General features: G+C 68.8%; 25 protein-coding genes and 1 pseudogene. 11 read left to right on the top strand and 15 right to left on the bottom strand.

Annotated elements, in window-relative coordinates:
- Window positions 1-714 precede the first annotated feature (714 nt).
- The 6 genes and pseudogenes from ACIQBL_RS02215 to ACIQBL_RS02190 form a co-directional block, all read right to left on the bottom strand.
- Window positions 715-1,548, bottom strand: a complete 834-nt coding sequence (locus tag ACIQBL_RS02215) for a helix-turn-helix domain-containing protein (RefSeq protein WP_401935784.1) — start codon at window positions 1,546-1,548, stop codon at window positions 715-717.
- The gene (locus ACIQBL_RS02210; protein ID WP_401935783.1) at window positions 1,538-2,059 is read right to left on the bottom strand and encodes a DUF6879 family protein; all 522 of its coding nucleotides are present in this window, start codon (window positions 2,057-2,059) and stop codon (window positions 1,538-1,540) included. Before ACIQBL_RS02210 ends, ACIQBL_RS02215 begins: the two co-directional genes overlap by 11 nt.
- Window positions 2,043-2,249 (bottom strand): hypothetical protein, encoded by a 207-nt coding sequence (locus ACIQBL_RS02205; protein WP_401935781.1) that lies wholly within the window; start codon window positions 2,247-2,249, stop codon window positions 2,043-2,045. The genes ACIQBL_RS02210 and ACIQBL_RS02205 overlap by 17 nt, the downstream gene beginning before the upstream one ends.
- 405 nt (window positions 2,250-2,654) lie before the next feature.
- Complete coding sequence (leuE, locus tag ACIQBL_RS02200) at window positions 2,655-3,302, bottom strand: leucine efflux protein LeuE (protein WP_401936996.1); 648 nt, start codon at window positions 3,300-3,302, stop codon at window positions 2,655-2,657.
- 57 nt (window positions 3,303-3,359) lie between these two features.
- Window positions 3,360-3,644: pseudogene (locus tag ACIQBL_RS02195) on the bottom strand (Uma2 family endonuclease); the annotation flags it as partial.
- Window positions 3,611-5,209, bottom strand: a complete 1,599-nt coding sequence (locus ACIQBL_RS02190; protein WP_401935779.1) for a methylmalonyl-CoA mutase — start codon at window positions 5,207-5,209, stop codon at window positions 3,611-3,613. The gene ACIQBL_RS02190 and the pseudogene ACIQBL_RS02195, both read right to left, overlap by 34 nt.
- 124 nt (window positions 5,210-5,333) lie before the next feature.
- Between ACIQBL_RS02190 and ACIQBL_RS02185 the strand changes: the two genes are divergently transcribed.
- Window positions 5,334-6,179, top strand: a complete 846-nt coding sequence (locus tag ACIQBL_RS02185) for a L,D-transpeptidase family protein (RefSeq protein WP_401935777.1) — start codon at window positions 5,334-5,336, stop codon at window positions 6,177-6,179.
- 243 nt (window positions 6,180-6,422) lie between these two features.
- Here the strand turns inward: ACIQBL_RS02185 and ACIQBL_RS02180 are convergent, their stop codons facing one another.
- The 3 genes from ACIQBL_RS02180 to ACIQBL_RS02170 form a co-directional block, all read right to left on the bottom strand.
- On the bottom strand, window positions 6,423-7,604 hold the full coding sequence (locus tag ACIQBL_RS02180) for a hypothetical protein (RefSeq protein WP_401935775.1): 1,182 nt from the start codon (window positions 7,602-7,604) through the stop codon (window positions 6,423-6,425).
- Window positions 7,604-8,266: an RNA polymerase sigma factor gene (locus ACIQBL_RS02175; RefSeq protein ID WP_401935774.1), complete on the bottom strand. Its 663-nt coding sequence runs from the start codon at window positions 8,264-8,266 to the stop codon at window positions 7,604-7,606. Before ACIQBL_RS02175 ends, ACIQBL_RS02180 begins: the two co-directional genes overlap by 1 nt.
- A 512-nt stretch (window positions 8,267-8,778) precedes the next feature.
- A complete protein-coding gene (locus ACIQBL_RS02170; protein WP_401935772.1) occupies window positions 8,779-9,432 on the bottom strand; it encodes an RNA polymerase sigma factor in 654 nt (217 codons plus the stop codon).
- A gap of 166 nt (window positions 9,433-9,598) precedes the next feature.
- Between ACIQBL_RS02170 and ACIQBL_RS02165 the strand changes: the two genes are divergently transcribed.
- On the top strand, window positions 9,599-10,789 hold the full coding sequence (locus ACIQBL_RS02165) for a Gfo/Idh/MocA family protein (RefSeq protein WP_401935770.1): 1,191 nt from the start codon (window positions 9,599-9,601) through the stop codon (window positions 10,787-10,789).
- A 62-nt stretch (window positions 10,790-10,851) separates the two neighbouring features.
- On the opposite strand, the gene ACIQBL_RS02160 is transcribed toward ACIQBL_RS02165, so the two are convergent.
- From ACIQBL_RS02160 to ACIQBL_RS02145, 4 genes are all read right to left on the bottom strand, one after another.
- Window positions 10,852-12,327, bottom strand: a complete 1,476-nt coding sequence (locus ACIQBL_RS02160) for an MFS transporter (RefSeq protein WP_401935769.1) — start codon at window positions 12,325-12,327, stop codon at window positions 10,852-10,854.
- 196 nt (window positions 12,328-12,523) lie between these two features.
- Window positions 12,524-13,111, bottom strand: a complete 588-nt coding sequence (locus ACIQBL_RS02155; RefSeq protein WP_401935767.1) for a hypothetical protein — start codon at window positions 13,109-13,111, stop codon at window positions 12,524-12,526.
- Window positions 13,112-13,249: 138 nt separating this feature from the next.
- Window positions 13,250-13,465, bottom strand: a complete 216-nt coding sequence (locus tag ACIQBL_RS02150; protein ID WP_401935765.1) for a hypothetical protein — start codon at window positions 13,463-13,465, stop codon at window positions 13,250-13,252.
- A gap of 209 nt (window positions 13,466-13,674) precedes the next feature.
- Window positions 13,675-15,312, bottom strand: a complete 1,638-nt coding sequence (locus ACIQBL_RS02145) for a glycoside hydrolase family 20 protein (protein ID WP_401936993.1) — start codon at window positions 15,310-15,312, stop codon at window positions 13,675-13,677.
- A gap of 191 nt (window positions 15,313-15,503) precedes the next feature.
- On the opposite strand from ACIQBL_RS02145, the gene ACIQBL_RS02140 reads away from it, so the two are divergent.
- The 6 genes from ACIQBL_RS02140 to ACIQBL_RS02115 all read left to right on the top strand — a co-directional run bounded on the left by ACIQBL_RS02140 (window position 15,504) and on the right by ACIQBL_RS02115 (window position 20,501).
- Entirely contained in the window at window positions 15,504-16,061 is a 558-nt protein-coding gene (locus tag ACIQBL_RS02140) for a 2-oxo-4-hydroxy-4-carboxy-5-ureidoimidazoline decarboxylase (protein WP_401935763.1), read from the top strand.
- 241 nt (window positions 16,062-16,302) lie between these two features.
- On the top strand, window positions 16,303-16,683 hold the full coding sequence (gene sdhC / locus ACIQBL_RS02135; protein WP_037750247.1) for a succinate dehydrogenase, cytochrome b556 subunit: 381 nt from the start codon (window positions 16,303-16,305) through the stop codon (window positions 16,681-16,683).
- Window positions 16,684-16,688: 5 nt separating this feature from the next.
- The gene (locus ACIQBL_RS02130) at window positions 16,689-17,171 is read left to right on the top strand and encodes a succinate dehydrogenase hydrophobic membrane anchor subunit (protein ID WP_026150201.1); all 483 of its coding nucleotides are present in this window, start codon (window positions 16,689-16,691) and stop codon (window positions 17,169-17,171) included.
- 30 nt (window positions 17,172-17,201) lie between these two features.
- Window positions 17,202-18,956 (top strand): succinate dehydrogenase flavoprotein subunit, encoded by a 1,755-nt coding sequence (gene sdhA, locus ACIQBL_RS02125; protein ID WP_401935761.1) that lies wholly within the window; start codon window positions 17,202-17,204, stop codon window positions 18,954-18,956.
- Window positions 18,956-19,735: a succinate dehydrogenase iron-sulfur subunit gene (locus ACIQBL_RS02120; RefSeq protein ID WP_401935759.1), complete on the top strand. Its 780-nt coding sequence runs from the start codon at window positions 18,956-18,958 to the stop codon at window positions 19,733-19,735. The genes sdhA and ACIQBL_RS02120 overlap by 1 nt, the downstream gene beginning before the upstream one ends.
- A 157-nt stretch (window positions 19,736-19,892) precedes the next feature.
- The gene (locus ACIQBL_RS02115) at window positions 19,893-20,501 is read left to right on the top strand and encodes a Uma2 family endonuclease (RefSeq protein WP_401935757.1); all 609 of its coding nucleotides are present in this window, start codon (window positions 19,893-19,895) and stop codon (window positions 20,499-20,501) included.
- Window positions 20,502-20,504: 3 nt separating this feature from the next.
- Here the strand turns inward: ACIQBL_RS02115 and ACIQBL_RS02110 are convergent, their stop codons facing one another.
- Window positions 20,505-20,711, bottom strand: coding sequence for a hypothetical protein (locus ACIQBL_RS02110; RefSeq protein ID WP_401935755.1), 207 nt, complete (start codon window positions 20,709-20,711; stop codon window positions 20,505-20,507).
- A gap of 233 nt (window positions 20,712-20,944) precedes the next feature.
- Here ACIQBL_RS02110 and ACIQBL_RS02105 point away from each other — a divergent pair, with 233 nt between their 5' ends.
- The 3 genes from ACIQBL_RS02105 to ACIQBL_RS02095 all read left to right on the top strand — a co-directional run bounded on the left by ACIQBL_RS02105 (window position 20,945) and on the right by ACIQBL_RS02095 (window position 23,683).
- Window positions 20,945-21,796: a helix-turn-helix domain-containing protein gene (locus tag ACIQBL_RS02105; RefSeq protein ID WP_401935753.1), complete on the top strand. Its 852-nt coding sequence runs from the start codon at window positions 20,945-20,947 to the stop codon at window positions 21,794-21,796.
- Between the two features lie 10 nt (window positions 21,797-21,806).
- Entirely contained in the window at window positions 21,807-22,007 is a 201-nt protein-coding gene (locus ACIQBL_RS02100; RefSeq protein ID WP_401935751.1) for a DUF397 domain-containing protein, read from the top strand.
- Between the two features lie 548 nt (window positions 22,008-22,555).
- Window positions 22,556-23,683 carry a hypothetical protein gene (locus tag ACIQBL_RS02095; RefSeq protein ID WP_401935749.1) on the top strand — a complete coding sequence of 376 codons (1,128 nt, stop codon included), beginning with the start codon at window positions 22,556-22,558 and terminating at the stop codon, window positions 23,681-23,683.
- On the opposite strand, the gene ACIQBL_RS02090 is transcribed toward ACIQBL_RS02095, so the two are convergent.
- Complete coding sequence (locus ACIQBL_RS02090) at window positions 23,645-24,397, bottom strand: hypothetical protein (protein WP_401935748.1); 753 nt, start codon at window positions 24,395-24,397, stop codon at window positions 23,645-23,647. The two genes, ACIQBL_RS02095 and ACIQBL_RS02090, sit on opposite strands and share 39 nt — an antisense overlap.
- Between the last annotated feature and the right edge of the window lie 189 nt (window positions 24,398-24,586).

Genomic DNA, 24,586 nt, shown 5'->3' with positions numbered 1-24,586 from the left:
TTTCCCGGTTATTGCAGGTGTTGCACCCGCCGAACCCGCAGCATTCAGGGCACCAGACTTCGCCACTCCCGAAGCATTCTCCGCAGATCGTGGCTACGCCGTTCAGCCACTCGATAAGGGAAGGGCGGCCGTTGTCGTATCCCCGGCGGCCCGCTCTCGGCCTTTCGGGAGCCGTAGCCACGGCCTAACCTCCGTGAGGGCATTGCCGAATCCTACGGGCCGCTTCGAAGCGCGCGGAGGCATTCCCGGACTCCTTGGCCGCCTTCAATTCCGCAAGGGCGTCCGCGCACTGCTGGCACCCATCGCGCGGTTTGGCTTCGTACAGCCAATCGTCTAGGGGCAGGTCGACGGCTTCGCCCGGATAGGTCGGCGGGCTCATACAGCCACTCCCCACACCGTCGCGACAGGAAGCGTTCTCCCCTGACCAACGGCGCTATGGGGATGGTTACTGATCTCTCGATTGGCACTCGCCACAGCTTCCGGCACGCTTGCTTCACGGGCCATTTCGCGAGAATGAGAGAGTGCGACACACGTCATGCATCCCTCGGCTCCCACGGGTTCCAGGCCGGGAAGGGTCTTAACTACCGGTCCGGAACGGGATTCAGCGTGCGATTTGTCGTCCAGCATCGATCGCCCCTCGGCTCCATGTCTGTCACGTAATGGTGCCGCGAAGCGTGCAGTCGAACGAGTTTTATTCGCGTTGTCGGGTAGGAATCATGAGCGGAACCTATCAGCCCACTCGGACAGCCGTTCCCTGCATTGGTCCCCGAACAGGGCCAAGCCTTCATATACGGCAAACTCATCTAGGTACGCCGATACATCCCGGTGGTCCTTGAAAACCATGGCACCCGTTTGCGTCTCGACGGTCACAATCCGCGTGTCATATACGGTGAATGTATTCAGCGGCCCCACGGGCACATGACCTTCAAGCGGGATGACTCCGAGACGGATGTTTGGCAGCAAGGAAATCGATGCCAGTCGGTCAACCTGCATGGCCATGGCTGCCGGGGGCAGGAATGGCCATCTAACGGCTTGCTCGGTGAGAATGAATGTGAACCGTTTCGACGTATCGTAGAGAACGGCCTGTCGCTCTAGTTTCTTGGCAATCGCCTTACTGTGGTCTCCAGGGATGTGGGCGAGACTTGCTCTCACATACTCGGGCGTCGCCAGCAGCCCGGTAATCATCGACAACAGGAAGTATCGGAACTCTGTAGACGACTGCTCGAACCCGGCTAGCTCGTTCTGCTTCTTCTCCAGACCTGTTCGACGCTGGTTCCAAACATCTTGCCATTCGCTGTTTGCGTTACGCGCCAGGGCCGCGACTCGCGAAACGAGTTCCGGAGGCGCGTCCAGTGCTCTAAGGATTAGCTCAACATCAACTAGGGTGGGAGTCAGCTTCCCTCCTTCGATATTACTGATCTTCGTCTGACTCATGTTGCATAGCCGAGCGAGCCGGGTCTGTGTGATCCCGGCTCGCTTTCGGAGCATCTTGAGAGTTTCGGCCAGGTCCGCCTTGGACTGCCCCATCTCCTCTGGCTCAAACGTCAAGGCCCTTCACGTACTCCTCAAAAGGCACCGACGCGGCAAGCGCAATGCGCTGATATTCGACGTACCGCGCCACGTCACCCTCGTACACTGCCCGGTCGATCTGTGTGCCGTCGTCCCCATAGTTCATGAGGACGACTTCTGTTTTGTCGAACATCCAGAAGTCCTGGACGCCCGCCAGAGGATTTTCCCGATCGGTCACATCCAAGATTCGGATGTCTTCTCCGGCCCATACATGCGGTCGGTAATACATGAACTCGTACCGGAGGTATGCCGACAGGGGGCGAGTCACGATGTGTACGCGCCCCTTGCTCTTTCCTTCTCGACTTACCCTCTTGAGGTCTTCTGTGTACGAGTTCGAGTGCGTGTGGGGGTCGATGCGATCGCCCGCCAGAAAGGCCCGGATCTCTTCTTCTTCCTGAGGGACCCTGTATTCGGGCAGGGTCTCAAGTCGCCATGCCTCGCTTTGAAAGTCCCGGAACTTGGCTTGCCACGCTTCACCATCCAAGAGCACGAACAGCCTCCCTGAGTACCGATTCCGGGATCTCTACCAGGGCCTCACCCTGCGGGGGCCTGAAAGCCTCGGACAGGTCGCCCTGGACGATGATGGAGCCGCTTGCGGTTCGGTACACGTTGGGGCAGTCGTTCTGATTGCACTCACCGTTGCCGTTGCCGGTAAGGCGGGTCAGTTCTTCGCGGGCCATGCCGAAACCCCCTTGTGTCCGGCCCCAGTTGGGGCCCTTGAACACGACCGTACGGGGGTCGCTCAGGGTCGTCTATGCGGCATCGCCAATATTCGCGTTGTCGGGTACGGGCAGGTGGACGCGCAGGGGCTCACACGGTCCCGGAAAGGCACGGGTACATACATCCTGCGGCCTGAGAACCTCAGGACGTTTCGGGGCTACTCACTGCCTTGACGGTGAGTGGCTGTCGCTTTCGCCTGCTGGGCGTGCTGACAAGGGCCGAGAACGGGGTGACCTCGGAGGGCTCCTGGGACTCCTTCGGGAGTCTCTCGGGCACGCCGAGGGCTCCCAGTGCCTCTTGCTGCTCTTGGAGGCTCATGCGGGCGAACAGGGCCGCAGCATCGTCAAGTTGAGACATGCCAGCCCCTACACGCTTGCCAGAGACAGCTTGACGGCGAACCCCAGGAAGAGCACCCCGGCGGCCGTGGTGGCACCTGCGCTGAGCGTCCTCCGACGACGGAACGCAGCAGCCAGACGAGACCCGCCGAAGATGAGCGCAGAGAGGTACAACACGCTTGCCGCCTGGGCGAGTACGCCCAGAGTCACGAAGCCCATGACCGGGTTGGACTCCGACACGAACTGAACGAAGAAGGCGACGAAAAACAGGATCGCCTTCGGGTTGAAGAGACTCACGACGAAGGCACGGCGGTACGGCCGCTCGTCGGCGGCCTCCGCGGCGGGACCCGGCTCCGTGGCCGCCCGCTCCTTGCGGCTGCGCCACATCGCCCACGCGGCCCGGAGCATCCCGAACGCCAGCCAGGTCAGATATCCGGCCCCGGCGTACTTCACGATCCCGAACAGCACGGCGTTGGCCTGCAACAGCGAGGCGACCCCGGCCGCGGAGAGCGTCATCAGCACGGTGTCCCCGCACCACACACCGGCGGCGGCCGTGTACCCGGCACGGGTGCCGCGCCGGGCGGCGACCGAGAGGACGTACAACGAATTGGGACCGGGCAGCAGGACGATCAGGACCAGGCCGGCCAGGTAGGTGGGGAGATCGATGACACCGAACATGGAATCGAGTGTCCCACGGGGGTACGACAGCCAGTCCTCGCCGTCGAGGGAGACACCGACGGACTCCGGGACCGGGACGCCCTGGCCCCGCTTGTAGACCTGCGGGTCGGGATACCTGCCGTCGACCGGGTCGGTGCAGAGAAGCACCTCGCCGTGTTTGCGGTCGGCGACGAGGTACGCGGGGATGCCTGCCTGGGCGTAGCACTCGACCTTGACGTGGAGGTCGTCGGCCCAGTTCGACGAGGTCACTTCGACGACCAGACGGAAGACGTTCGGGGCGTAGCAGTCCTTCTGGACGACGGCGTAGCTCAGAACACGTCCACCGGCACATACGTCCCCCACACCTCCCGAAGTGCCCCGCACACCTCCCCCACCGTCGCCCGCGCCCGCAGCGCCTCCTTCATCGGATACAGCACGTTGGCCGTACCCTCCGCCGCCTCCCGCAGCGCGCCCAGTGCCGAGTCCACCGCCTTCTGGTCCCGTTCGGCGCGGAGTCTCGCGAGGCGCTGCGCCTGCTGGGCCTCGATGGTCGGGTCGACGCGGAGGGGCTCGTACGGTTCCTCCGTGTCGAGGCGGAACCGGTTGACGCCGACGACGACCCGCTCGCCGGAGTCGGTCTCCTGGGCGACGCGGTAGGCGCTGCGCTCGATCTCGCCCTTCTGGAAGCCGTGTTCGATGGCGCCGACCGCGCCGCCCAACTCCTCGACCCGCCGCATCAGTTCGACGGCGGCCCCTTCCACGTCGTCCGTCATCGACTCGACGACGTACGAACCCGCGAAGGGATCGACGGTCGCGGTCACGTCCGTCTCGTACGCCAACACCTGCTGCGTGCGCAGCGCGAGGCGCGCGCTCTTGTCCGTCGGCAGCGCGATCGCCTCGTCGAAGGAGTTGGTGTGCAGGGACTGGGTGCCGCCGAGCACCGCGGCCAGTCCCTGGACGGCGACCCGGACGAGGTTCACCTCCGGCTGCTGGGCGGTGAGTTGGACGCCGGCGGTCTGGGTGTGGAAGCGCAGCATGAGCGACTTGGGGTTCTTCGCGCCGAACTCGTCCCGCATCACCCGCGCCCACATCCTGCGCGCCGCACGGAACTTGGCGACCTCTTCGAGGATCGTCGTGCGCGCCACGAAGAAGAACGACAGCCGGGGCGCGAAGTCGTCGACGTCCATGCCGGCCGCGACCGCCGTACGGACGTACGCGATGCCGTCGGCGAGTGTGAAGGCGATCTCCTGCGCGGGCGAGGCGCCGGCCTCGGCCATGTGGTAGCCGGAGATCGAGATGGTGTTCCACTTCGGGATCTCGGCCCCGCAGTACTTGAAGATGTCGGCGGTCAGCCGCAGGGAGGGCTTCGGCGGGAAGATGTACGTCCCGCGCGCGATGTACTCCTTCAGTACGTCGTTCTGGACCGTGCCCGTCAACTGCCCTGCCGGTACGCCCTGTTCCTCGCCGACGAGCTGGTACATCAGCAGGAGGAGGGCGGCGGGGGCGTTGATCGTCATCGAGGTGGAGACCTGGTCGAGCGGGATGCCGTCGAACAGCACCCGCATGTCGTCCACCGAGTCGATCGCGACCCCGACCTTGCCGACCTCGCCGTGCGCGACGACCGCGTCGGAGTCGTGGCCCATCTGGGTGGGCAGGTCGAAGGCGACGGACAGGCCTGTGGTGCCGTGGGCGATCAGCTGCCGGTAGCGGGCGTTGGACTCGCTCGCCGTGCCGAAACCGGCGTACTGGCGCATCGTCCACGGCCGACCCGTGTACATCGACGGATACACGCCCCGCGTGAAGGGGTACGTCCCCGGCTCGCCCAGCCGCTCGGCCGGGTCCCAGCCGGCGAGGGCCTCTGGACCGTAGACGGGTTCGATCGGTGTACCACTCTCGGTGGATCGAACACTGCTCGACTCGCGCACCATGGTGTGCACCTCCGGTCACCACCATGCCGCGCCGTTCGCGGCCCGTCATCCGGGGGTACGTCTCCGGGGTACGAGGCCGGTGACGTTGGTGAGACGACGGGGGTCCGCGATGCGTAGTACGGGCATGGGGAGAGCGATCGCCGCCGCGGCGGCCCTGTCGGCTCTGGTGGCGGTGTCCGGCTGCACTGTGCAGAGCGCGGACTCGGACGGCAAACACCATCTGCCCGTGCACATCAAGCTTCCCGGCAGCGACAGCAGCGGTAGCGGTACCAGTGGCAGTGGCAGTGGCAGTAGCGGTGACAGCAAGGCTTCCGCCGTTCCGAGCACCGCCTCCGGCGCCGGCGTCCTCTGGTCGCGCGGTGACAGCGGTACGGACGTGCGGGAGTTGCAGGCGCGGCTGCGGCAGGTCGACTGGTTGTTCGACGGGCCGACCGGGACCTACGACGATCTCACCGAGCAGGCCGTCGCCGGCTTCCAGGGCAAGCGCGGGCTGCCGAAGACCGGCGAGACCGACACCGTCACCTGGCGGCGGCTGCTGAGGATGACGCACGCGCCGGGCAAGTGGGACCTGTATCTGATGGGCGGCCAGCCGGCCGGCGCGCCCGACCCTCGCTGTCTGACCGGCCGGGTGCTGTGCATCGACAAGACGACCCGCACCCTGCGCTGGATGATCGACGGGCGGACGGTGTCGACGATGTCGGTACGGTTCGGCGCGCAGTACACCCCGACCCGCGACGGTGTGTTCCACGTCTACTGGAAGTCGCGGAAGTGGGTGTCCACGCTCTACCACTCCCCCATGCCGTACGCGATGTTCTTCAGCGGCGGCCAGGCGGTGCACTTCTCGTACGACTTCTCGGCCCGGGGGTACGCGGGCGGCTCGCACGGCTGCGTCAACGTACGGGACGAGGCGGCGATCGCGAGCCTCTTCGCGCAGGTGCGGACCGGCGACAAGGTCGTCGTCCACTGGTGAGGTGCGAGGAGTGAGGAGTGACACGCGAGGGGTGATGTGCGAGGCGCGGGCGGGACCGGGGGAACGTGTCCCGCCCGCGCCATGTGCACGAGCCGTAGGTACGGGGGGAACCCCCGGCTCTGTGCGATGGCCGATGACCAGTCGGCTCACTCAGTACTGCGCCACGGCGGCCGGAAACGTCACACCCCGCGCGAAAAAAGTTCCACGAGTTGTGGAAGCGCAGGTCAGCGGGGTGCGGCGAGTTCAGAGCGCGGTGTACGTCGGACTCGGGTCCGGTGTCCGGAGGGTCTCGGTGGGCGCCGGGGACGGGGTCGACGACGACCCGCGCTGGGCGATCGGGGCGAAGACGGAGGGGGCTGGACTGGCGGCGGCACCGTTGTCCTTGTGCCCGCCGCCACCGCCACCACCGCTGCCACCACTGTTGCCGCTGCCACCGCTGCCGCCGCCCGGGGCGATCGGGCTTATGTGGCCGTCGTCGGCGGCGCCCGTGCTGCCGCCCTGGCCGCCCTTCTGGTCGCCGCCCTGACCGCCACCGCTCTTGCCGGTGCCGGTACCCGTACCGGTGCCCGTGTCGCCCTTGCCGTCCGTGCCGGCGCCGCCGCGCTGGAGGAGGCCCTTGCAGTACGTCCACACGTAGGACGTACCGCCCGCCGCGCCCTCCAGGGTGCGCTCGCGGCCGGAGTCCAGGGGCTTGCCGTCGCGCACGGCGCGGCAGGACGAGGTGACACCGCTCCACCAGCCGCGGGAGCCGACGGTCTTGTCGTCACCGGCGCCGGCGGAGGACGTGGGACCGGTGCCGCTCCCGGCGGCCTCGCCGGAGGAGTCGTCGGAACCGCCGCCCGCTGAGGGCGTACCCGAGCCGTCGGTGCCGCTCGGCGGGGGCGAGATCAGGGGGCGGTCGGGCGTCGCGGCGGCGGAGATCGAGGCGGCGGGCGCCGGGTCGTCGTGGAACGGCGTCGGCAGCACGCCGGTACCGGCCGCGACCGCGACCCCGCCGAGCATGCCGGCGGCGAGCGCGGCGGTCAGCCCGAGCCGTACGGGTCTGCCCCAGCGGGAACCCTCGGCGCTCGGGCCGGGCCGTCCGATACGGACGAGACCGGCGTCGGAGGACTGCGCCCGGCCGCGCCCGCCGGGGGCGGCCCGCGCGGCCCCGGCGTCGGCCCGCGCGGCCCGGAAAGCGGCCAACGCGGCTTCCTCGCCCGGGAGTTCGGCGGTGCCCAGCGGGTGTTCCACGGACAGCGCGCCGAGGGTCTTGGCGAGCCGCTCGGCCTGGTCGCGGACGGCCGGGTCGACGGCTTCGAGGGACTCGCCGCGCAGTAGAAGCTCGGCGGTCTCGCGGTCCAGCCATCGGCCGGGGGAGCGGCCCGCGGCGGAGCCGCCGGCGGATTCGGTGTCCCCCGGAAAAGCACAGCGCTCGTCGGCCATCACATGTCCTTCTGCGTCCGCGTGCGCGTATCCGTCACAGTGGCGGACGTCACCGCGCGGTCGCGCGGCTCTCGCTGGGGCGGCAGGGCGCCGAGCGCCGCCGCCGATTCCGGGTCCCCGCCGAGCAGCTCCGCGAGCCGTTTCAGCCCGCGGTGCGCGGCCGTACGGACGGCGCCGGGCCGCTTGCCGAGGGTCTCCGCGGCGGTCTTGGCGTCGAGGCCCATGACGACCCGCAGGACGACGGCCTCGGCCTGGTCCTGCGGCAGCTGCGCGATGAGGGAGAGGGTGTTGTCGGTGGCCAGCGCCTCGATGGCCTCGCCGGCCGTGTCGGACTCGGCGGCACGGCCGGTCAGTTCGGTCTCGTCGCCGCCTATCGCGGGGCGGCGTCCGCGCATCCGTATGTGGTCCAGGGCGCGGTTGCGGGCGATCCTGGCCGCCCAGCCGCGGAACCGGTCCGCGTCCCCGCTGAACCGGTCCAGGTCACGGGCGATCTGCAGCCAGGCCTCGGACGTGACGTCCTCGGCGTCCGGATCGCCGACCAGCGTCCGTACGTATCCGAGCAACCGTGGGTGCACCGTGCGGTACACAGTCCGGAACGCGGTCTCGTCCCCGTCCTGTGCCGCAAGCACCGCGGCGGTCAGCTCCGCGTCGTCCCCCAGCACGTGGTCCCTCGAATTTGATGGTCGCGGCCTCACTCCGGCGCGAAAAGCACGTTACGACCTGAAACTGTTCCTCGTCCATGTCCGTACAAGGCTCAACTACTTGGTTCGGGGGTGCGGTGTGACAGAAAACGCACTCATGGCGCTGTAAAAAGTACGGGCCGCCGCGCGGCCCGTGCCGCGCGACGGCCGGGGCCTCTCCTGTGGGGGGTGGCGGCTCCGGTCGTTGCCGGGGCACCACGACGCTCCGCTGGTTGGGCGGATTTTTGGTGCGGGCCCGGTGGGGGGTTGTCGCGCCCACGCGGCGGAGCCGCATATGGACACTGCCCCGCGCCCCTTACGGGGGCGCTGCCCCGGGGCGCCAGTCGTCTTCGCGCCGGGGCCTTGTCGCGTGAGTGCCGGAATCTCTGGCCAGTCTGAACGCGGCCACCGCCTTTCGCTCCGCCTCGTCGTCTACGACGACTCCGCGCAAGGCCGCGCCGAGCAGGGCAGGAAACTCGCCGCCGTTCTGCCGCTCAGCCATGCCCGTGTCCATCCGTGTGCGAACCGTCGTCCGACTCCCCCAGCGTCCCGGGCCCGGTATCCGTCACACCCTCGCCGCCGCCCAGTTCACGCGCGAGCCGCTTCAGCCCCCGGTAGGCGGCCGTGCGTACCGCGCCGGGGCGTTTGCCGAGGACGCGGGCCGCGGCGGGGCCGTCGAGGCCTACGACCACGCGGAGCAGTACGGCTTCTGCCTGTTCGCGGGGGAGGCCGCGGACCAGGTCGAGGGCGTACTCGGTGGAGAGGGACTCCAGGGCCTGGTCGTGGGTGTTGTGCGGGGCGGGGAGTTCGAGTACGTCCTGTTCGAGCGTCGCCGACCGGGGACGCACCCGCTGTCTGCGCAGGTGGTCGAGTGCCCGGTGCCGGGCGATGGTCGCCGTCCAGCCGCGGAAGCCCGCCCCGTCGCCGCGGAACCGGCCGAGGTCGCGGGCGATCTCCAGCCAGGCGTCGGACGCCACGTCCTCGGCCTCGTCGCCGACGAGGCCGCGCAGGTATCCGAGCAGCCCTGGCTGCACGATCCGGTACGCGACCGCGAAAGCGCTGTCGTCGCCCTCCTGGGCCCGCGTGACGGCCGCGCCGAGTTCCCCGTCGTGCGCGTGCCCGCGGCGGGGCTCGCCTGTCTGGCCCAAGGACTGTCCTCGTCCGTACCGAGTTCGCGAAGAATCCGTACCGGGCGCGGCGGTCCCCCGCACCCCCCATGGCCATCAGCGCCGGGCCCCACAGAAGTGTCACAGCGTGTCCCCGGGGGCACGCTCCTTCAACTCGCCGTGAAATCACCGTGATTGAAGGAGACCCATGTCCGACCTCCGTATCGGTGTCCTCGGTTACGGCCTGCGCGGCAGCCTCGCCCGGGTCGCCCATCGTCCCGGCGCGGGTTCCCGGGTCGCCGCGCTCGCGGACCCCGACCCGGCGGCCCGTGCGGCGGCGGCCGGGGACTTCCCGGGTGTGGCGGCAACTGCCGTGCACCGTACCGTCATTGACGATCCGGACATCGACGCGGTCCTCGTCCTCACCCCCGACCACACCCATGCCGACCTCGCCTGCGAGGCGCTGCGCGCGGGCAAGCCGGTCCTCGTCGAGAAGCCGCTCGACATCACCGTGGAGCGCTGCGACCGTGTCCTGCGCACCGCCCACGAGACCGGCACCCGGCTGTACGTCGGCCACAACATGCGCCACATGCCGGTGATCCGCCTGATGCGGGACCTCGTCGAGGGCGGTGCGGTCGGCACGGTGAAGACGGTGTGGGTACGGCACTTCGTCGGGTTCGGCGGTGACTGGTACTTCAAGGACTGGCACGCCGAACGCCGTTACAGCACAGGCCTGTTGCTGCAGAAGGCCGCCCACGACCTGGACGTGGTGCACTGGCTGGCCGGCGGATACACGCGGCGCGTGCAGGCGTTCGGCGACCTCATGGTCTACGGCGGCAGTCCGCACCGGCGGGCGCCGGGCGAGCCGAAGACCGCCGACTGGTACACCGAGGACGGACACTGGCCGCCGCACACCCAGCGGGCGCTCAACCCGGTCATCGACGTCGAGGACGTGTCGTTGGTCAACATGCGCCTGGACAACGGGGTGTTGGCCGCCTACCAGCAGTGCCACTTCACCCCCGACTACTGGCGCAACTACACCGTCGTCGGCGACGCGGGCCGGCTGGAGAACTTCGGCGACGGGCCGGGCGCGGTGGTGCGGGTCTGGAACAGCCGGCGTTCGGGGTACCGGGAGCGGCCCGACGCCGAGTACGCGGTGCCGGACATCGCCGCCGAGCGGGACGGCGAACACGGCGGCGCCGACCCGCTGTTGATCGACGAGTTCCTGCGGTTCGCACGGCACGGCGGGCGCACCGACACCTCGCCGGTCGCCGCGCGGATGGCGGTGGCCGCCGGGGCGGGGGCGACGGAGTCGCTGCGGGACGGCGGCACCCCGCGCGAGGTGCCGCCCCTGGACCCGGAGTTGGTCGCCTATTTCGAGCGCGGCCAGACACCGTAGCCATCGCGGCCAGACGCCGTAGCCATCCATCCACAGCCCGTAAATGGCCGTAGCCGTAGACCCTAAATGGTGGTGTCCACCGGCTGTTGGGGAGTCTCCGTCGGGGCGGCGGCCGGTGTGGGCACCCGGTCCGTGTTCACCAGGACGCCGGCGATGAGCGCGGCGAGCAGGATCGAGCCCATCGCCCACCAGGTGGCGACGTTGAAGCCGTGCACCGCGGCCTTGGCCGCAAGGAGTTGCTTGTTCGCGCCGGGGCCGGCGTGGGCGGTGGCGTAGCGCGCGGTGACCGTGGCGGCGATCGTGTTCAGCAGGGCCGTACCGATCGAACCGCCCACCTGCTGGGCCGTGTTGAAGGTGGCGGAGGCCGCGCCGGAGTCGCGCGGGGCGACGCCTCCGGTGGCCAGGGACACCGAGGTCATCATCGCCGTACCCATGCCGAGGCCGAGCATCAGCATGCCGGGCAGGATGTACGTGGCGTACGCGGGCTCCACGCCGACCTGGGCGATCAGCGCGAGCGCGCCCGCCGCGACCAGCAGGCCCGGGACCATCAGGGCGCGTGGCGGAACCCGGTTGAGGAACCGGGCCGCGATCTGCGTGGAGCCGGTGATCATGCCGACGGTGATGGGGAGATAGGCGACGCCCGTCTTGACCGGCGAGTATCCGAGGACGCGCTGCATGTAGTAGGTGAGGAAGAGGAACACACCGAACATGCCGATGGTGACGAACAGGATGGTCAGGAACGCCCCGACCCGCTGACGGTCCTTCACCACGGTCATCGGCAGCAGCGGGACGCGCGCCCGGGTCTGCCAGAACCCGAAGGCGGCCAGCAGGGCGACCCCGGCGGCGAGCAGGGTCAGCACCAGGCCGTCGCCCCAACTCCGGGACTCCGCCTCGGAGAAGCCGTACACCAGGGTGAGCATGCCGAGGGAGCCGAGGAGTGCGCCGGGGATGTCGAGATGGGCGTCCGGGTGCCGGGAGCTGTCGCTGAGCAGGATCCAGGCGCCGGCGAACGCGACCAGCGCGATGGGCACGTTGACGTAGAGGCACCAGCGCCAGTTCAGGTACTCGGTGAGGAAGCCGCCCGCGAGCAGGCCGACCGCCGCGCCCGCGCCGACGATCGCGCCGAACACGCCGAAGGCCTTGCTGCGGTCCTTGGGGTCGGTGAACGTCGTCGTGAGCAGCGACAGCGCGGAGGGGGCGAGCAGCGCGGCGAAGACGCCCTGGAGGGCGCGGGCGCCGAACAGCATCCCCTGGTTGGCGGCGGCGCCGCCGAGCGCGGACGCGGCGGCGAAGCCGATCAGCCCGATCATGAACGTGTTCTTGCGCCCGGCGAGGTCGGCGATCCGGCCACCGAGCAGCAGCAGTCCGCCGAAGGCGAGCGTGTAGGCGGTGATGACCCACTGCCGGTTCCCGTCCGACATACCGAGGTCGGTCTGGGCGGACGGCAGGGCGATGTTGACGATGGTCATGTCGAGAACGACCATCAACTGCGCGAGCGCGATGACGACGAGCGCCCACCAACGACGGTTGTCGGCCATGGATCCTCCCCGGGTCCGGCGGTCGCTCTCATCGTCCTCCCGCCCTCACCTCTTGGGAACGCCACCGTCTCTTATTACGGCGATTTTGCCGTTCGCCGCGTCCCGGTGCACCCCGATCCGGGCATTTCCCCCGACCGGCGCGGGACCGACCCGCCTCCGCCCCACCTCCCCCGCAGGCGGGTCACAGACCCCGCTCTCAGACCCGCCCGCGCGCCCGGCGCGACACCACCGCGCGCAGTACCCGGCGCCCCTCCGTCGACACCGCCAGCACCCGGCGCAGTCCGCCCGGGCCGGTTCCGGCGAGGAGTTCGAGGACGGTGATCTGGCGCCGCAGTTCGGCGGCGACGAGGGGCGACATGCCGTCCGTACGACCTGCACGGCGCGAGTCGACCGCGTCCGTGTCCGCGTCCGTGTCCGCGTCGTCGGCGGGGGCCACGACCTCCAGGAGCCGGTGGATCCGCAGCGAGGCGAGCGAGCAGGTATCGGCCCACTCCCGTACCGCAGTGCCGACGGGAACGGCCGGCGCGGTCGCGAGCATCGTGCGGGCCAGCCGTACGGCCCGGTCCTCGCCGGGTTCGTCGAAGAGGGCGGGCAGCTTGGCCCGCGCCTGCTCCAGACACTCGCCCCACGTCTCCCCGTCGGCCCCGTCCGCCAGGCCGGCCCACAGGGGCCGCAGCACCTCGTCGTCGCCGCCGAGCAACGGCACGCACCGATCCAAACAAGCCAGCGCACTGACGGCCAGTGCGCGTTCGTCGGCCTGCGCGATCAGTTCCACCAGACTCATCCGAACCTCCCTCGGCGGGACCCCTCCCCTACGGAGCCCGCGTTTCCCCTGACGGCGTGCTACACCCCGGGAGTGTCACACGGGACGGCCCCGATCAGGTCGAGAAAGCGGAAGAAGAGATTTCCGGCCAATCAGTGGTCAGACCGCGAGCGGCATGCCCGGCCCCGCCAGGACCTTCGCGTGCTGCATGCGGGTCAGTCGCAGCACGACGAGGATCGCAAGAACAGCCGCCACGATCTCGACGGTGTCGGCGAGCAGCGACAGCAGGAGGACGGCGCCGTTGTCGGCGGGCGTGACGTCGCTCTCGTAGCGCAGGTCTCCGAGCCAGCCGACGACCGCCCACCATGCCTGCATGCTCTGCTCGCCCGGATCGAACCCCCGGCATTGGCCCGCACCCGCACAAACCAGCACAGGTATCCGATCACACACACGACCAGCGAGCCCGTCCGGAGACCACCGGACACCGAGTAGAGCGAATGCGCCGCGTACACCCGCCGGACCACCGCCTCGCCGCCCGCGCCGCCCATGACGTCGCTATGGATGCGGACATGTCGGCCTCCACCTCAACCCACCTTGTCCGCAAGGGACTTGAACTGCGTCCAGGTCAGCGCCGGTGTCCCCGGGTCCCACAGCTTCTGGACGGTGGCCCGCAGCGGCATCCGGATGCCGGCCGCGACCTGCGCCTGCGTCTGCGAGTTGGCCAGGTCGCACCAGACCGCGAAGGAGCCGCCGAGGATCTGGCCGTCGTACTTCGCCGGGACGGCCTGCGTGCCGCGCAGCACGCGCGGGTTCCACTGCTCGTAGATCCGCCGTCCCGTCGGATAGACGAAGGTCTGCGGCTCGCCGAGGACGTAATACAGGTACTCGTCGTTGTAGTTGAGGACCTTGCGCCCCGCGCTCAGATAGGCGACGGGCTGCCGGGCGCCGATCTCCTTGCCCGTCCAGTACGCCACTTGGAGGTCCTTGGCGGCCTGCACGGACGTCCCCGCGAAGAAGCCGTCGTTCCACACCCGCATCGTCCGCTCGTGGTTGCGGACCGTGTCCGCGCGGTCGTTGAGCCAGCCGGTGGTGAGGTCGGCGACGGTGCCGCCGGAGCCGTAGGCCTTCGTCGCGGCGGCGGCCAACTGCGGGAAGGACGCCTGGGGGTTGGCGACGGTCAGCGCCTGGTACTCGTCGCCGCCGAGGTGCCACTGGTCGCCGGTGAACAACCCGGCGTACTCGTCGAGGAGTTCGTCGACGATCGCGGCGGACGCGTCCTTGGAGATGTCGATCGCACCGCGCCTGGCGACACCCGCCGCATTCCGCAGCTGCAGATCCGGATGGGCCGCGAGCACCGCGCCCAGATGCCCCGGCGAGTCGATCTCGGGCACGACGGTGATGTGGCGACTGGCGGCGAGATCGACGATCGCCTTCACCTGGGCCTTGGTCAGATGGTTTGCGGAGACGACCTCGGGATGGCTGGTGGACTCGATCCGGAACCCCTGGTCGTCCGAGAAGTGCAGCCCGAGTTCGTTGAACTTGAGGTCGCCCAACTCCCGTACCCGGTCCTCGATCCAGGACGCGGTGAACGGCTTGCGCGCGATGTCCAGCATGAACCCGCGCCGCGGCTTGGCCGGTTGGTCGTGCACGACGCCCTCCGGCGCCGTACCGCCGCCGTGCACTTCCTGCTTGAGCGTGCGGGTGCCGTAGAACACACCGGAGTCCGAGGGCCCGCTGATGCTGACCCGCCCGCCGCGCACGGTCATCGCGTACGACTCCGGGTTCGCGCCCTCGTCGTCGTTCAGCGCCAGCCGTACGTCCCCGGCGCGCACGTCACTCGCCTCGCCGGCGTACGTCAGCCCCAACTCCCCGGCGATCAGCCGCCCTTCGTCGACGAGGTCGGCGTCGTCGACGACGACCCGGTACCCCTTGGCGGGCCGCCAGCCGGGGCCGCGCGCGGGGGTGTGCGCGCGGACGGCGGGAATGGTGCGGGGTGTCCGCGACAGCGGATAGACGCGGGTCGGACTCGGTGTGGGGGTGGGGGTCCGTGCGGCGGCGGCCCGGGAGGACGAGGAGGTGCCGTCGGCGGGGCTCAGCGCCGCGCCCACGGGACTCCCGTCGTCCCCGGACCCCGCCCACAGTCCGAGGCCCACGCCGGCCCCGACCACGGCGGTGGCCGCGGCGACGGCGATCAGCCCCCACCGCTGCCTGCGCTGCTTCACCTGCTTCGCCGACGAGCGGCGCCTGTGCTGGCTCACGGCGCCAACCTACGGCCCCCGGCGGACCGCAGGTGTCCACCACGCGTTCCGAAACTCTCCCGTCCGGGTGAAATTCGGGCATCCCTCGGACAGGTCCTGACCACTCCCGATAACGTGGTGACGCACCTCTCACCGCATCCCCTGCCGCACCGTCCGTGACGCGAGGATCCACACTGCCTGCGCACCGCCTTCCCCACCTCCCCGGCCGAGTGGCCATACCGGCGCTGCCCGAGCAGTCCCGCACCTCACCGTCCCCGAAAACACTGGACGCGTTCAACACCGCGCCCACCGACGAGGCCCGGCACACCCTCCTCACCTGCCTCCACAGCCTCCGCTGGTCCCGCCGCCTCACCGACCACCGCCCCTACCCCGACCTGGACGCCCTGCTCGCCGCGTCCGACGAGGCGGCGTACGACCTCACGGCGGGAGACCTGGCGGAGGCCTTGGCGGGCGAGTCCCTCCCGGTCCTGCCGGACGACACGTACGAGGCGGCCCACATGGCGTTGGACGCGGCACACGCCGCCTACGAGGCCCGCTTCGGCCACGTGTTCGTCATCTGCGTGGACGGCCTCCCCCAGAACGAGGTCCTGGACCACGTATTGGCAGGCATCCGATCACGTTTGACGAACGATCCGGAGGAGGAACGGGTTGTGGTTGCGGAAGAGTTGCGGCGCCTGGCAAGAGGACGGCTCGCCGGGGTCTTTTGCTTTTAGGGGCGCGGGGAACTGCGCGACCAGCCACGACGGCGCCGCACCCGGCAATCCACACAAACCCACCCACCGCTAGCCCGTACGTGCCCCTTTGCGTGCCAGTTTGATCACACAGACAGGCCCGCCGTAAGGCTCACGTCAGCGCCTCGCTACGATGCTGAGGGCCGGAGGACCGTACCCGGCCGGGCCCGACCGACAGAGAAGCCGGCGCGGCCCTAAATCCCCGCTCCCGGAGGGTTCTTCCGTGCCGGCTGGAACGCTGTACCGCGGCCGGGAAGGAATGTGGTCCTGGGTGGCTCATCGAGTCACCGGCGTCCTCATCTTCTTCTTCCTGTTCGTACACGTGCTGGACACCGCTCTTGTGCGTGTCTCCCCCGAGGACTACGACAAGGTCGTAGCCACCTACAAGACGCCGATCGTCGCACTGCTGGAGTACGGCCTCGTCGCCGCGATCCTCTTCCACGCCCTCAACGGCCTGCGCGTCATCGCCGTCGACTTCTGGTCGAAGGGCCCGCGCTACCAGAAGCAGATGCTCTGGTCCGTCGTCGGCCTGTGGGTCGTGCTCATGCTCGGGGCGATCTACCCCGTGCTCGGCCACGCCGCTCGTGTTCTCTTCGGGAGCTGACACAGATGTCTACGACTGAAACCGCAGCGTCGGGCATCGGCCCCGTGGAGAGCGCGTCCGTCTACACCGTGGACAACCCCGCGCCCCTCATCGAGGCCCCCCGCAAGCGCACCAAGAAGACCCCGAAGTCGACCCGGGGCAATTTCGAGATGTACGGCTGGCTCTTCATGCGCCTGTCCGGCGTCGTGCTGGTCGTCCTGGTCCTCGGCCACCTGCTGATCCAGCTCGTCCTCGACGGCGGCGTCTCCAAGATCGGCTTCGCCTTCGTGGCCGGCCGCTGGGCCTCGCCGTTCTGGCAGGTCTGGGACCTGCTGATGCTCTGGCTGGCGATGCTGCACGGCGCCAACGGCCTGCGCACGGTCATCAACGACTACGCGGAGCGCGCGAACACCCGGCTGTGGCTCAAGGGCCTGCTCTACACCGCCACGGTGTTCACCATCCTGCTGGGCACGCTGGTGATCTTCACCTTCGACCCGAACATCCGCTAGGCCACCGGGCTGAGGGACTGAGGAATTCTGATGAAGATCCACAAATACGACACCGTCATCGTCGGCGCCGGCGGCGCCGGTATGCGCGCCGCGATCGAGTCGACGAAGCGCAGCCGCACCGCGGTCCTGACGAAGCTCTACCCCACCCGCTCCCACACGGGCGCCGCGCAGGGCGGTATGGCCGCCGCGCTCGCCAACGTGGAGGAGGACAACTGGGAGTGGCACACCTTCGACACGATCAAGGGCGGCGACTACCTGGTCGACCAGGACGCCGCCGAGATCCTGGCGAAGGAGGCCATCGACTCGGTCCTCGACCTGGAGAAGATGGGCCTGCCGTTCAACCGCACGCCGGACGGCACGATCGACCAGCGGCGTTTTGGCGGCCACTCCCGCAATCACGGTGAAGCGCCCGTCCGCCGGTCCTGCTACGCGGCCGACCGCACCGGCCACATGATCCTCCAGACGCTGTACCAGAACTGCGTGAAGGAGGGCGTGGAGTTCTTCAACGAGTTCTACGTCCTCGACCAGCTGATCACCGAGGTCGACGGCGTCAAGACGTCGGCGGGTGTGGTCGCGTACGAGCTGGCGACCGGCGAGATCCACGTCTTCCAGGCGAAGGCCGTGATCTACGCGTCCGGCGGCTGCGGCAAGTTCTTCAAGGTGACGTCGAACGCGCACACGCTGACGGGCGACGGCCAGGCCGCCGTGTACCGCCGGGGTCTGCCGCTGGAGGACATGGAGTTCTTCCAGTTCCACCCGACCGGCATCTGGCGCATGGGCATCCTGCTGACGGAGGGCGCCCGCGGTGAGGGCGGCATCCTGCGCAACAAGGACGGCGAGCGCTTCATGGAGAAGTACGCGCCGGTGATGAAGGACCTGGCGAGCCGGGACGTCGTCTCCCGCTCGATCTACACGGAGATCCGGGAGGGCCGCGGCTGCGGTCCCGAGGGCGACCACGTGTACCTGGACCTCACCCACCTCCCGCCGGAGCAGCTGGACGCCAAGCTGCCCGACATCACGGAGTTCGCGCGCACGTACCTCGGTATCGAGCCGTACACGGACCCGATCCCGATCCAGCCCACCGCGCACTACGCCATGGGCGGCATCCCGACGAACGTCGAGGGTGAGGTCCTCACGGACAACACCACGGTGGTCCCGGGCCTGTACGCGGCCGGCGAGGTCGCGTGCGTGTCGGTCCACGGCGCCAACCGCCTCGGCACCAACTCGCTCCTGGACATCAACGTGTTCGGGCGCCGGGCGGGCATCGCGGCGGCGGAGTACAGCCAGAAGGCGTCGTACGTCGAGCTGCCGGAGAACCCGGCGCAGCAGGTCATCGACCAGGTCGAGCACCTGCGCGACTCCACGGGCACCGAGCGCGTGGCGGTCATCCGGCGCGAGCTTCAGGAGACCATGGACGCGAACGTCATGGTGTTCCGCACCGAGCAGACGATCAAGACGGCGGTCGAGAAGATCGCGGAGCTGCGCGAGCGCTACCGGAACGTCTCGATCCAGGACAAGGGCCGCCGTTTCAACACGGACCTCCTTGAGGCCATCGAGCTGGGCAACCTGCTCGACCTCGCCGAGGTCATGGCGGTCTCCGCGCTCGCCCGCAAGGAGTCCCGCGGCGGTCACTACCGCGAGGACTACCCGAACCGCGACGACGTCAACTTCATGCGCCACACCATGGCGTACCGCGAGGTCGGCGACGACGGCACCGAGTCCATCCGTCTCGACTACAAGCCGGTCGTCCAGACCCGCTACCAGCCGATGGAGCGTAAGTACTGATGGCTACCCCTGTTCTGGACAAGGCGGAAGCGGCCGGCCAGCCCGAGCCCGGCTTCGCCGACTCCCCGTACATCACGGTCACCTTCCGCGTCCGCCGCTTCAACTCCGAGGTCTCGGCGGAAGCGACGTGGGAGGACTTCCAGCTGGAGATCGACCCCAAGGAGCGCGTCCTCGACGGCCTCCACAAGATCAAGTGGGACATCGACGGCACGCTGACCTTCCGCCGCTCGTGCGCGCACGGCATCTGCGGCTCGGACGCGATGCGGATCAACGGCAAGAACCGTCTCGCCTGCAAGACCCTGATCAAGGACCTCAACCCCGAGAAGCCGATCACGGTCGAGCCGATCAAGGGTCTGACGGTCCTGAAGGACCTGGTCGTCGACATGGACCCGTTCTTCCAGGCGTACCGCGACGTCATGCCCTTCCTCATCACGAAGGACACGAACGAGCCGACCCGGGAACGCCTCCAGTCGGCCGAGGACCGCGAGCGCTTCGACGACACCACGAAGTGCATCCTCTGCGCGGCCTGCACGTCCTCGTGCCCGGTCTTCTGGAACGACGGCCAGTACTTCGGCCCGGCCGCCATCGTCAACGCCCACCGCTTCATCTTCGACTCGCGTGACGAGGCGGGCGAACAGCGCCTGGAGATCCTCAACGACCGCGACGGCGTGTGGCGTTGCCGCACCACCTTCAACTGCACGGACGCCTGCCCGCGAGGCATCGAGGTCACGAAGGCGATCCAGGAAGTCAAGCGGGCGCTGATCACGCGCCGCTTCTGAGGTTGTTTTCTGTACGGCTGCGAGGGCCCCGTTTCCGGTTGGGAGCGGGGCCTTCTGGCGTGCGGCACCCCGTTTGGGTGAACGTGATCGTCAAGGACGTACCGGCGCTGTCCGGCCTACGATGATGCTCTCGACACCGGCCCACAGGAGGCACCTGATGTCCGCAGCAGCGGTTGAGCGGCCGCATGAGGACCGTCCGTTGATCGCGGAGGCGAACCGGATCATGGATCGCCTCCCGGGCTACCGCGTCGAGATCATCGGAGGCCAGATCCTCGTGTCCCCGCCACCGGACGGCCCGCACGCCGAGGCCTTGACCGACCTCATGCTGCCCTTCATGGCTTCCGGTCTCCACGGGACGGAATCGAAGGTGCTCCAAGGCGTCGGCCTCTGGCTACCGACCGGGACCGAGGACTACGCGATCCCCGACCTTTTGGTGGTCGACGCCGACTACCGGGATCACTACGTCGAGAACAACTGCTACGACCCTGTCTGCTTCCGCCTGGTCCTGGAGGTCACCTCCAGCAACTATCGGACGGACCTGCGAGACAAGGTGAAGGCGTACGCCGCCGCCAAGATCCCGGTTTACGTGATCATCGACCGCAAGCATCAGCGCCTCCACGTCCTGACCAACCCCACCGGGGACGATTACGAGAGCCACCGCCCGCACTCCCCCGGCGAAGTGGTCACCCTACCCAAGTCCATCGGCGCCAAGGTCACCCTGGACGTCGCGGAGATCCTCAAGGCAGGTCAGCCGAAGGGCGATTGAGGCTCAGGCCGCCGCCAACTCGCACCACAGCGACTTCCCGCCCATCCCGAAGAGATCGTCCCCGAGCGGATACCCGCCCCACGCCACGGCGTAGTGACTGACGAGGAACAGCCCCCGCCCGCCATCGGCGTCGACCGGAACCGGACGAAGGGGACCGGACCGCTTGTCGAACGGCGGCGGGATGTCCGGGTTGGCGTCCCAGACGCTCACACGGAGGCGCCGGGAGTCGAGGCACCGCAGGCGGAGGGTGGCGGCGGCGCCCGCGTGGCGATAGGCGTTGCTGACGAGTACGGCACGGACGGTGGCGCGGGCGATGCGTGCGGCGCGGGGATCGTGGGGCAGTTGGAGGGCGTACGCCCACGTAGAATAGTTTCTACGGAAACTGCGAATACATCCGACGGTCCACTCGTGTGGGTGACCACAGGACGAGGGAGCGGAAGAGCATGCCACCACGGCAGACACCCACGGCACGCCAGATCCGCCTGGGCGCCGAGCTGCGGAAACTGCGTGAGCACGCGGGCCTCACCGCTCGCGAGGCCGGCGAGATGCTCGGCGCCAACCAGGCGCGGATCAGCAACATCGAGACGGGCCGCTTCGGTCTCAGCGAACAACGCGTCCGTACCCTCGCCCAGAACTACGACTGCACCGACGAAGCCCTGGTCGACGCGCTCGTGGACATGACGGCGCACCGCGAGCGCGGCTGGTGGGAGGAGTACCGGGACACACTCCCGCCCCGCTTCCTGGACGTCGCGGAAATGGAGCACCACGCCGTCGCGCTACGCGTGGCCCAGGTCATCAACATCCCCGGGCTGCTCCAGACCCCGGAACACGCACGGACCCTCTTCCGCCAGGCGGTCCCGGCGCTCCGCCCGCACGAGATCGAGTACCGCATCTCGCATCGCATCAAGCGCCAGGCCATCCTTCACCGGGAGCGGCCGCCGCAGTACACGGCGATCATTCACGAAGCCGCGCTCCGCATGAGGTTCGGCGGCAGCGAGGTGGCTCGCGCCCAGCTGGAGCACCTCGGCAGGACGAGCGAACAGCCGCACGTCACGGTCCGGGTGATTCCCTTCGACGGCACCGCGTTCCCCACGGTCGGACATGGCCTGGACTACGCCCACGGGCCGGTGCCCGCCCTCGACACGGCCCAGCTCGACGCCGCGCACGGCAGCGAACTCATCGACGCTGCCGCACAGTTGACCAAGTACCGACTGATCCTGGACCGCATGGAGGAGGCCACCCTGGAACCCGCCGCATCCCGTGACCTCATCCACCGCATCACCCAAGACACCTGAGAGCCGAGTCGTGACCCCACTCAACTGGCAGAAGTCGACCTACAGCGAGGAAGCCTCCTCCTGCGTGTACGTCGCCACCGCCCCCACCGGAGCGATCCTCCTCCGCGAATCCGACGACCGGACACAAACCACCCTCACCACCAGCCCCTGCCAACTCGCCGCACTGATATCCGCCTTCAGACCCGAGCCGGACGCCACCACGGCGAGGTAGCCCTCCACACCGTCGCCGCCGCCCGTCCCCCCGACCCACCCGCACAGCCGCCGTATCGGGCTCTCGCCGTGAACATGCTGTGCGGGAAAGGGAGTTGACGGCATACTCGATCCACCGAATTGGGGGCACGGATGGCGAGATTGCGGTTCGGCGGAGTGAGGTTCGGGTGGCGCTTGCTGGCCCTGGGGTGGGTGCTTCCGGGCCGGCCCTCGCCACCGCCGCGCGGTTCCTTCGGTAAAACGTCCTCCAGACGTCCACAGAAGACGTACGTCTACGTCTGCACCCGGCCGGGCTGCTCCGCGAAGATCCGTCGTCTCCATTCCGTGAATCGCGATACCAGCATCCGGTGTTGCGGCACCTACCGCGTGCTCTGCAACGAGCAGGTGGGATCGGCTTTCCTCCCCATCCCGGATCAGGACGACAACATCTGGGTGTGCGTACGGTGCGAGGAACCTCCGGAACGCGACGCGGACCCGCCTCCGCCCCGGCAGAGAACTGCGGGCCATGTCTTCAAGCTCTACGCCGAAAAACGCTCCGGAGGCTGAGGAATGCTCAGAGCACTCGCCGATGCCGGCGGCAAGGCGATCGGTGGCGCCCGTTTCAGCCTGACCAGCGTCATGCCCGGCGTTCTGCTGGTGACCGTCATCACCGCCGTAGCCCGTGCGGGGCTGTACGACGTCGGAGCGAAGCCGGACTTCTCCGACGTAGCGCCACGTGGGCAAGACGTCTCGGCCGTAGCCCTCTTCGTCTTCTTCGCCTTCGTGGTCGGCGTGCTTCTGCGCCCCTTCGAGGCCGCTGTCGTCCAGTTGCTGGAGGGCTACTGGGAGAGGCCCTCGCCACTGGCGCCCCTGCGTGGGGCAGCGGTCGAGCGTCACCGGCGCCGCAGGGACCGGGCTCAGATCGTGATCCAGCACTCCGAGGAGGTAGCTCAGGCGGAACGGCAGGCCGCGTCCCTTCCGACGGGCAACCGGCCCCCCGCCGGGTCGGTTTCATTGAGTGAACTCGTCGATCGGGACCGCCGCGCGGCCCGCCGGCGTCGAGTCGCCGAGCAGGCGGAGCGCGTCCGTTCCGTATACCCCACCGAAGTGCGTCCGGAGGTACCGGGGGACGAACGGGATCCTGACGGAGAACTCATGCCGACAACGCTGGGAAACATGCTGCGGAGGGCTGAACGGCTCTCGGGCGACCGCTACGGACTCGACATGATGGTGGTCTATCCGCGGATCTACCCTTTCATCGCTCCGCGGTTGGAGAGCGCCGTCACCCAGCAGCTCAGCCTCATCGCCGCCACCGCATCGCTTGCCGTGTCCCTCGGGATCACGACTCTGGCGATGCTCCCCCTGCTGCTTCGCTGGGATGTCTGGTCGGTGCTTCCCTTGGCTCCGGCGATCCTGACCGTCCTCGCCTACCGGGGCGCGACAGCGGCTGCCGACTTCCACGGCACACTCCTGGCCACGGTCTTCGACGTACACCGTTTCGACCTGGCCAAGGCATTCCACTACAAGTTGCCCCGATCCGCCGAGCAGTTGACCGTCCTGAACAAGAAGATCTCGGACTTCATCACCCAGGACACGGCCCGGCTCGACGAGGAGATGGACGACCGGCCGCTGGAACACCCGCCCGAGAGTGATGACGCCCTACATCGAGCGAACAGCAACGGCCCCGCCGAGACCTAGGACGTTCAGGACCATCCGGTGAGTCCGGCGCGGGCCGCCGCTGTCGACCCGGAGGTACTCGTCCACGTCGGCGTACACGACGACCTGGTCTGCGAAGCGCACGGCACGTGTGCTCTCCACGTTTCCCTTCACCACCGCGCAGTTCGGCCCAACGATGATTTCGACCCGCCCGAAGAACACCGTGACGTCGACGTAGACGACCCCCAGGCGGTCGTTGGGCGCGGAGTCCTCTGTGAACCGCGCACCGGACAGGTCTATGACGGCGTTCCCGAAGTACGACCCCACCGTCAGGTTCTGCAGCGGCACGGACGACGTGACCACGCGTCGGTCCACGGGAACCAACACGCTCCGGTACTGCCGCAGCGGTTGCTCCGCGTCACGACCCCCGGGATCCGTCCGTACCCCCAGGGACAACGCCACTCCCAGGGCGATCACAGCGGACGGCCAGATGCGGTCGGCCGTCTCCCCTTCGAAGACGCCCGCGTTGTACGCGGCCCACAAGCCGCCGCCCGCGACCAGGACCACGGGACCCACCAGGAGCCCTCTGGGCACGGCAGCACGGAGTATGAGCAGCAGTCCCAGCACCGCCAGCACGTACGGCAACGCCGACAACGCCCATCGCCCGCCCGATCGGACGGCCGGCACTCCGCCCACCAGCCAGACCATGCCGACGATCACCACCAGCAGCCCGAAGGCTGTGCGCAAACGGCCCACCGGCCCCTCCTCCCCGCGATCAGCCTGAAGGGTACTGAAGGCGCCCTCCCACAGCCGGCTGAGGATCATAGGATCCAGATCGTCCACCGTCTCCTGGTAGCGCTCCGCCTGATCGTCCCGTCGACGAACGTCACGATTCCCATGCCTCCGACAGTACGAGGCGGCACTGACAATCCCGCACCCTCGCCA

This window comes from Streptomyces sp. NPDC088350 (assembly GCF_044753545.1).
Classification (GTDB): Bacteria; Actinomycetota; Actinomycetes; order Streptomycetales; family Streptomycetaceae; genus Streptomyces.
The sequence above is the reverse complement of the archived record's forward strand: the minus strand, read 5'-3'. Positions and strand labels throughout refer to the sequence as shown.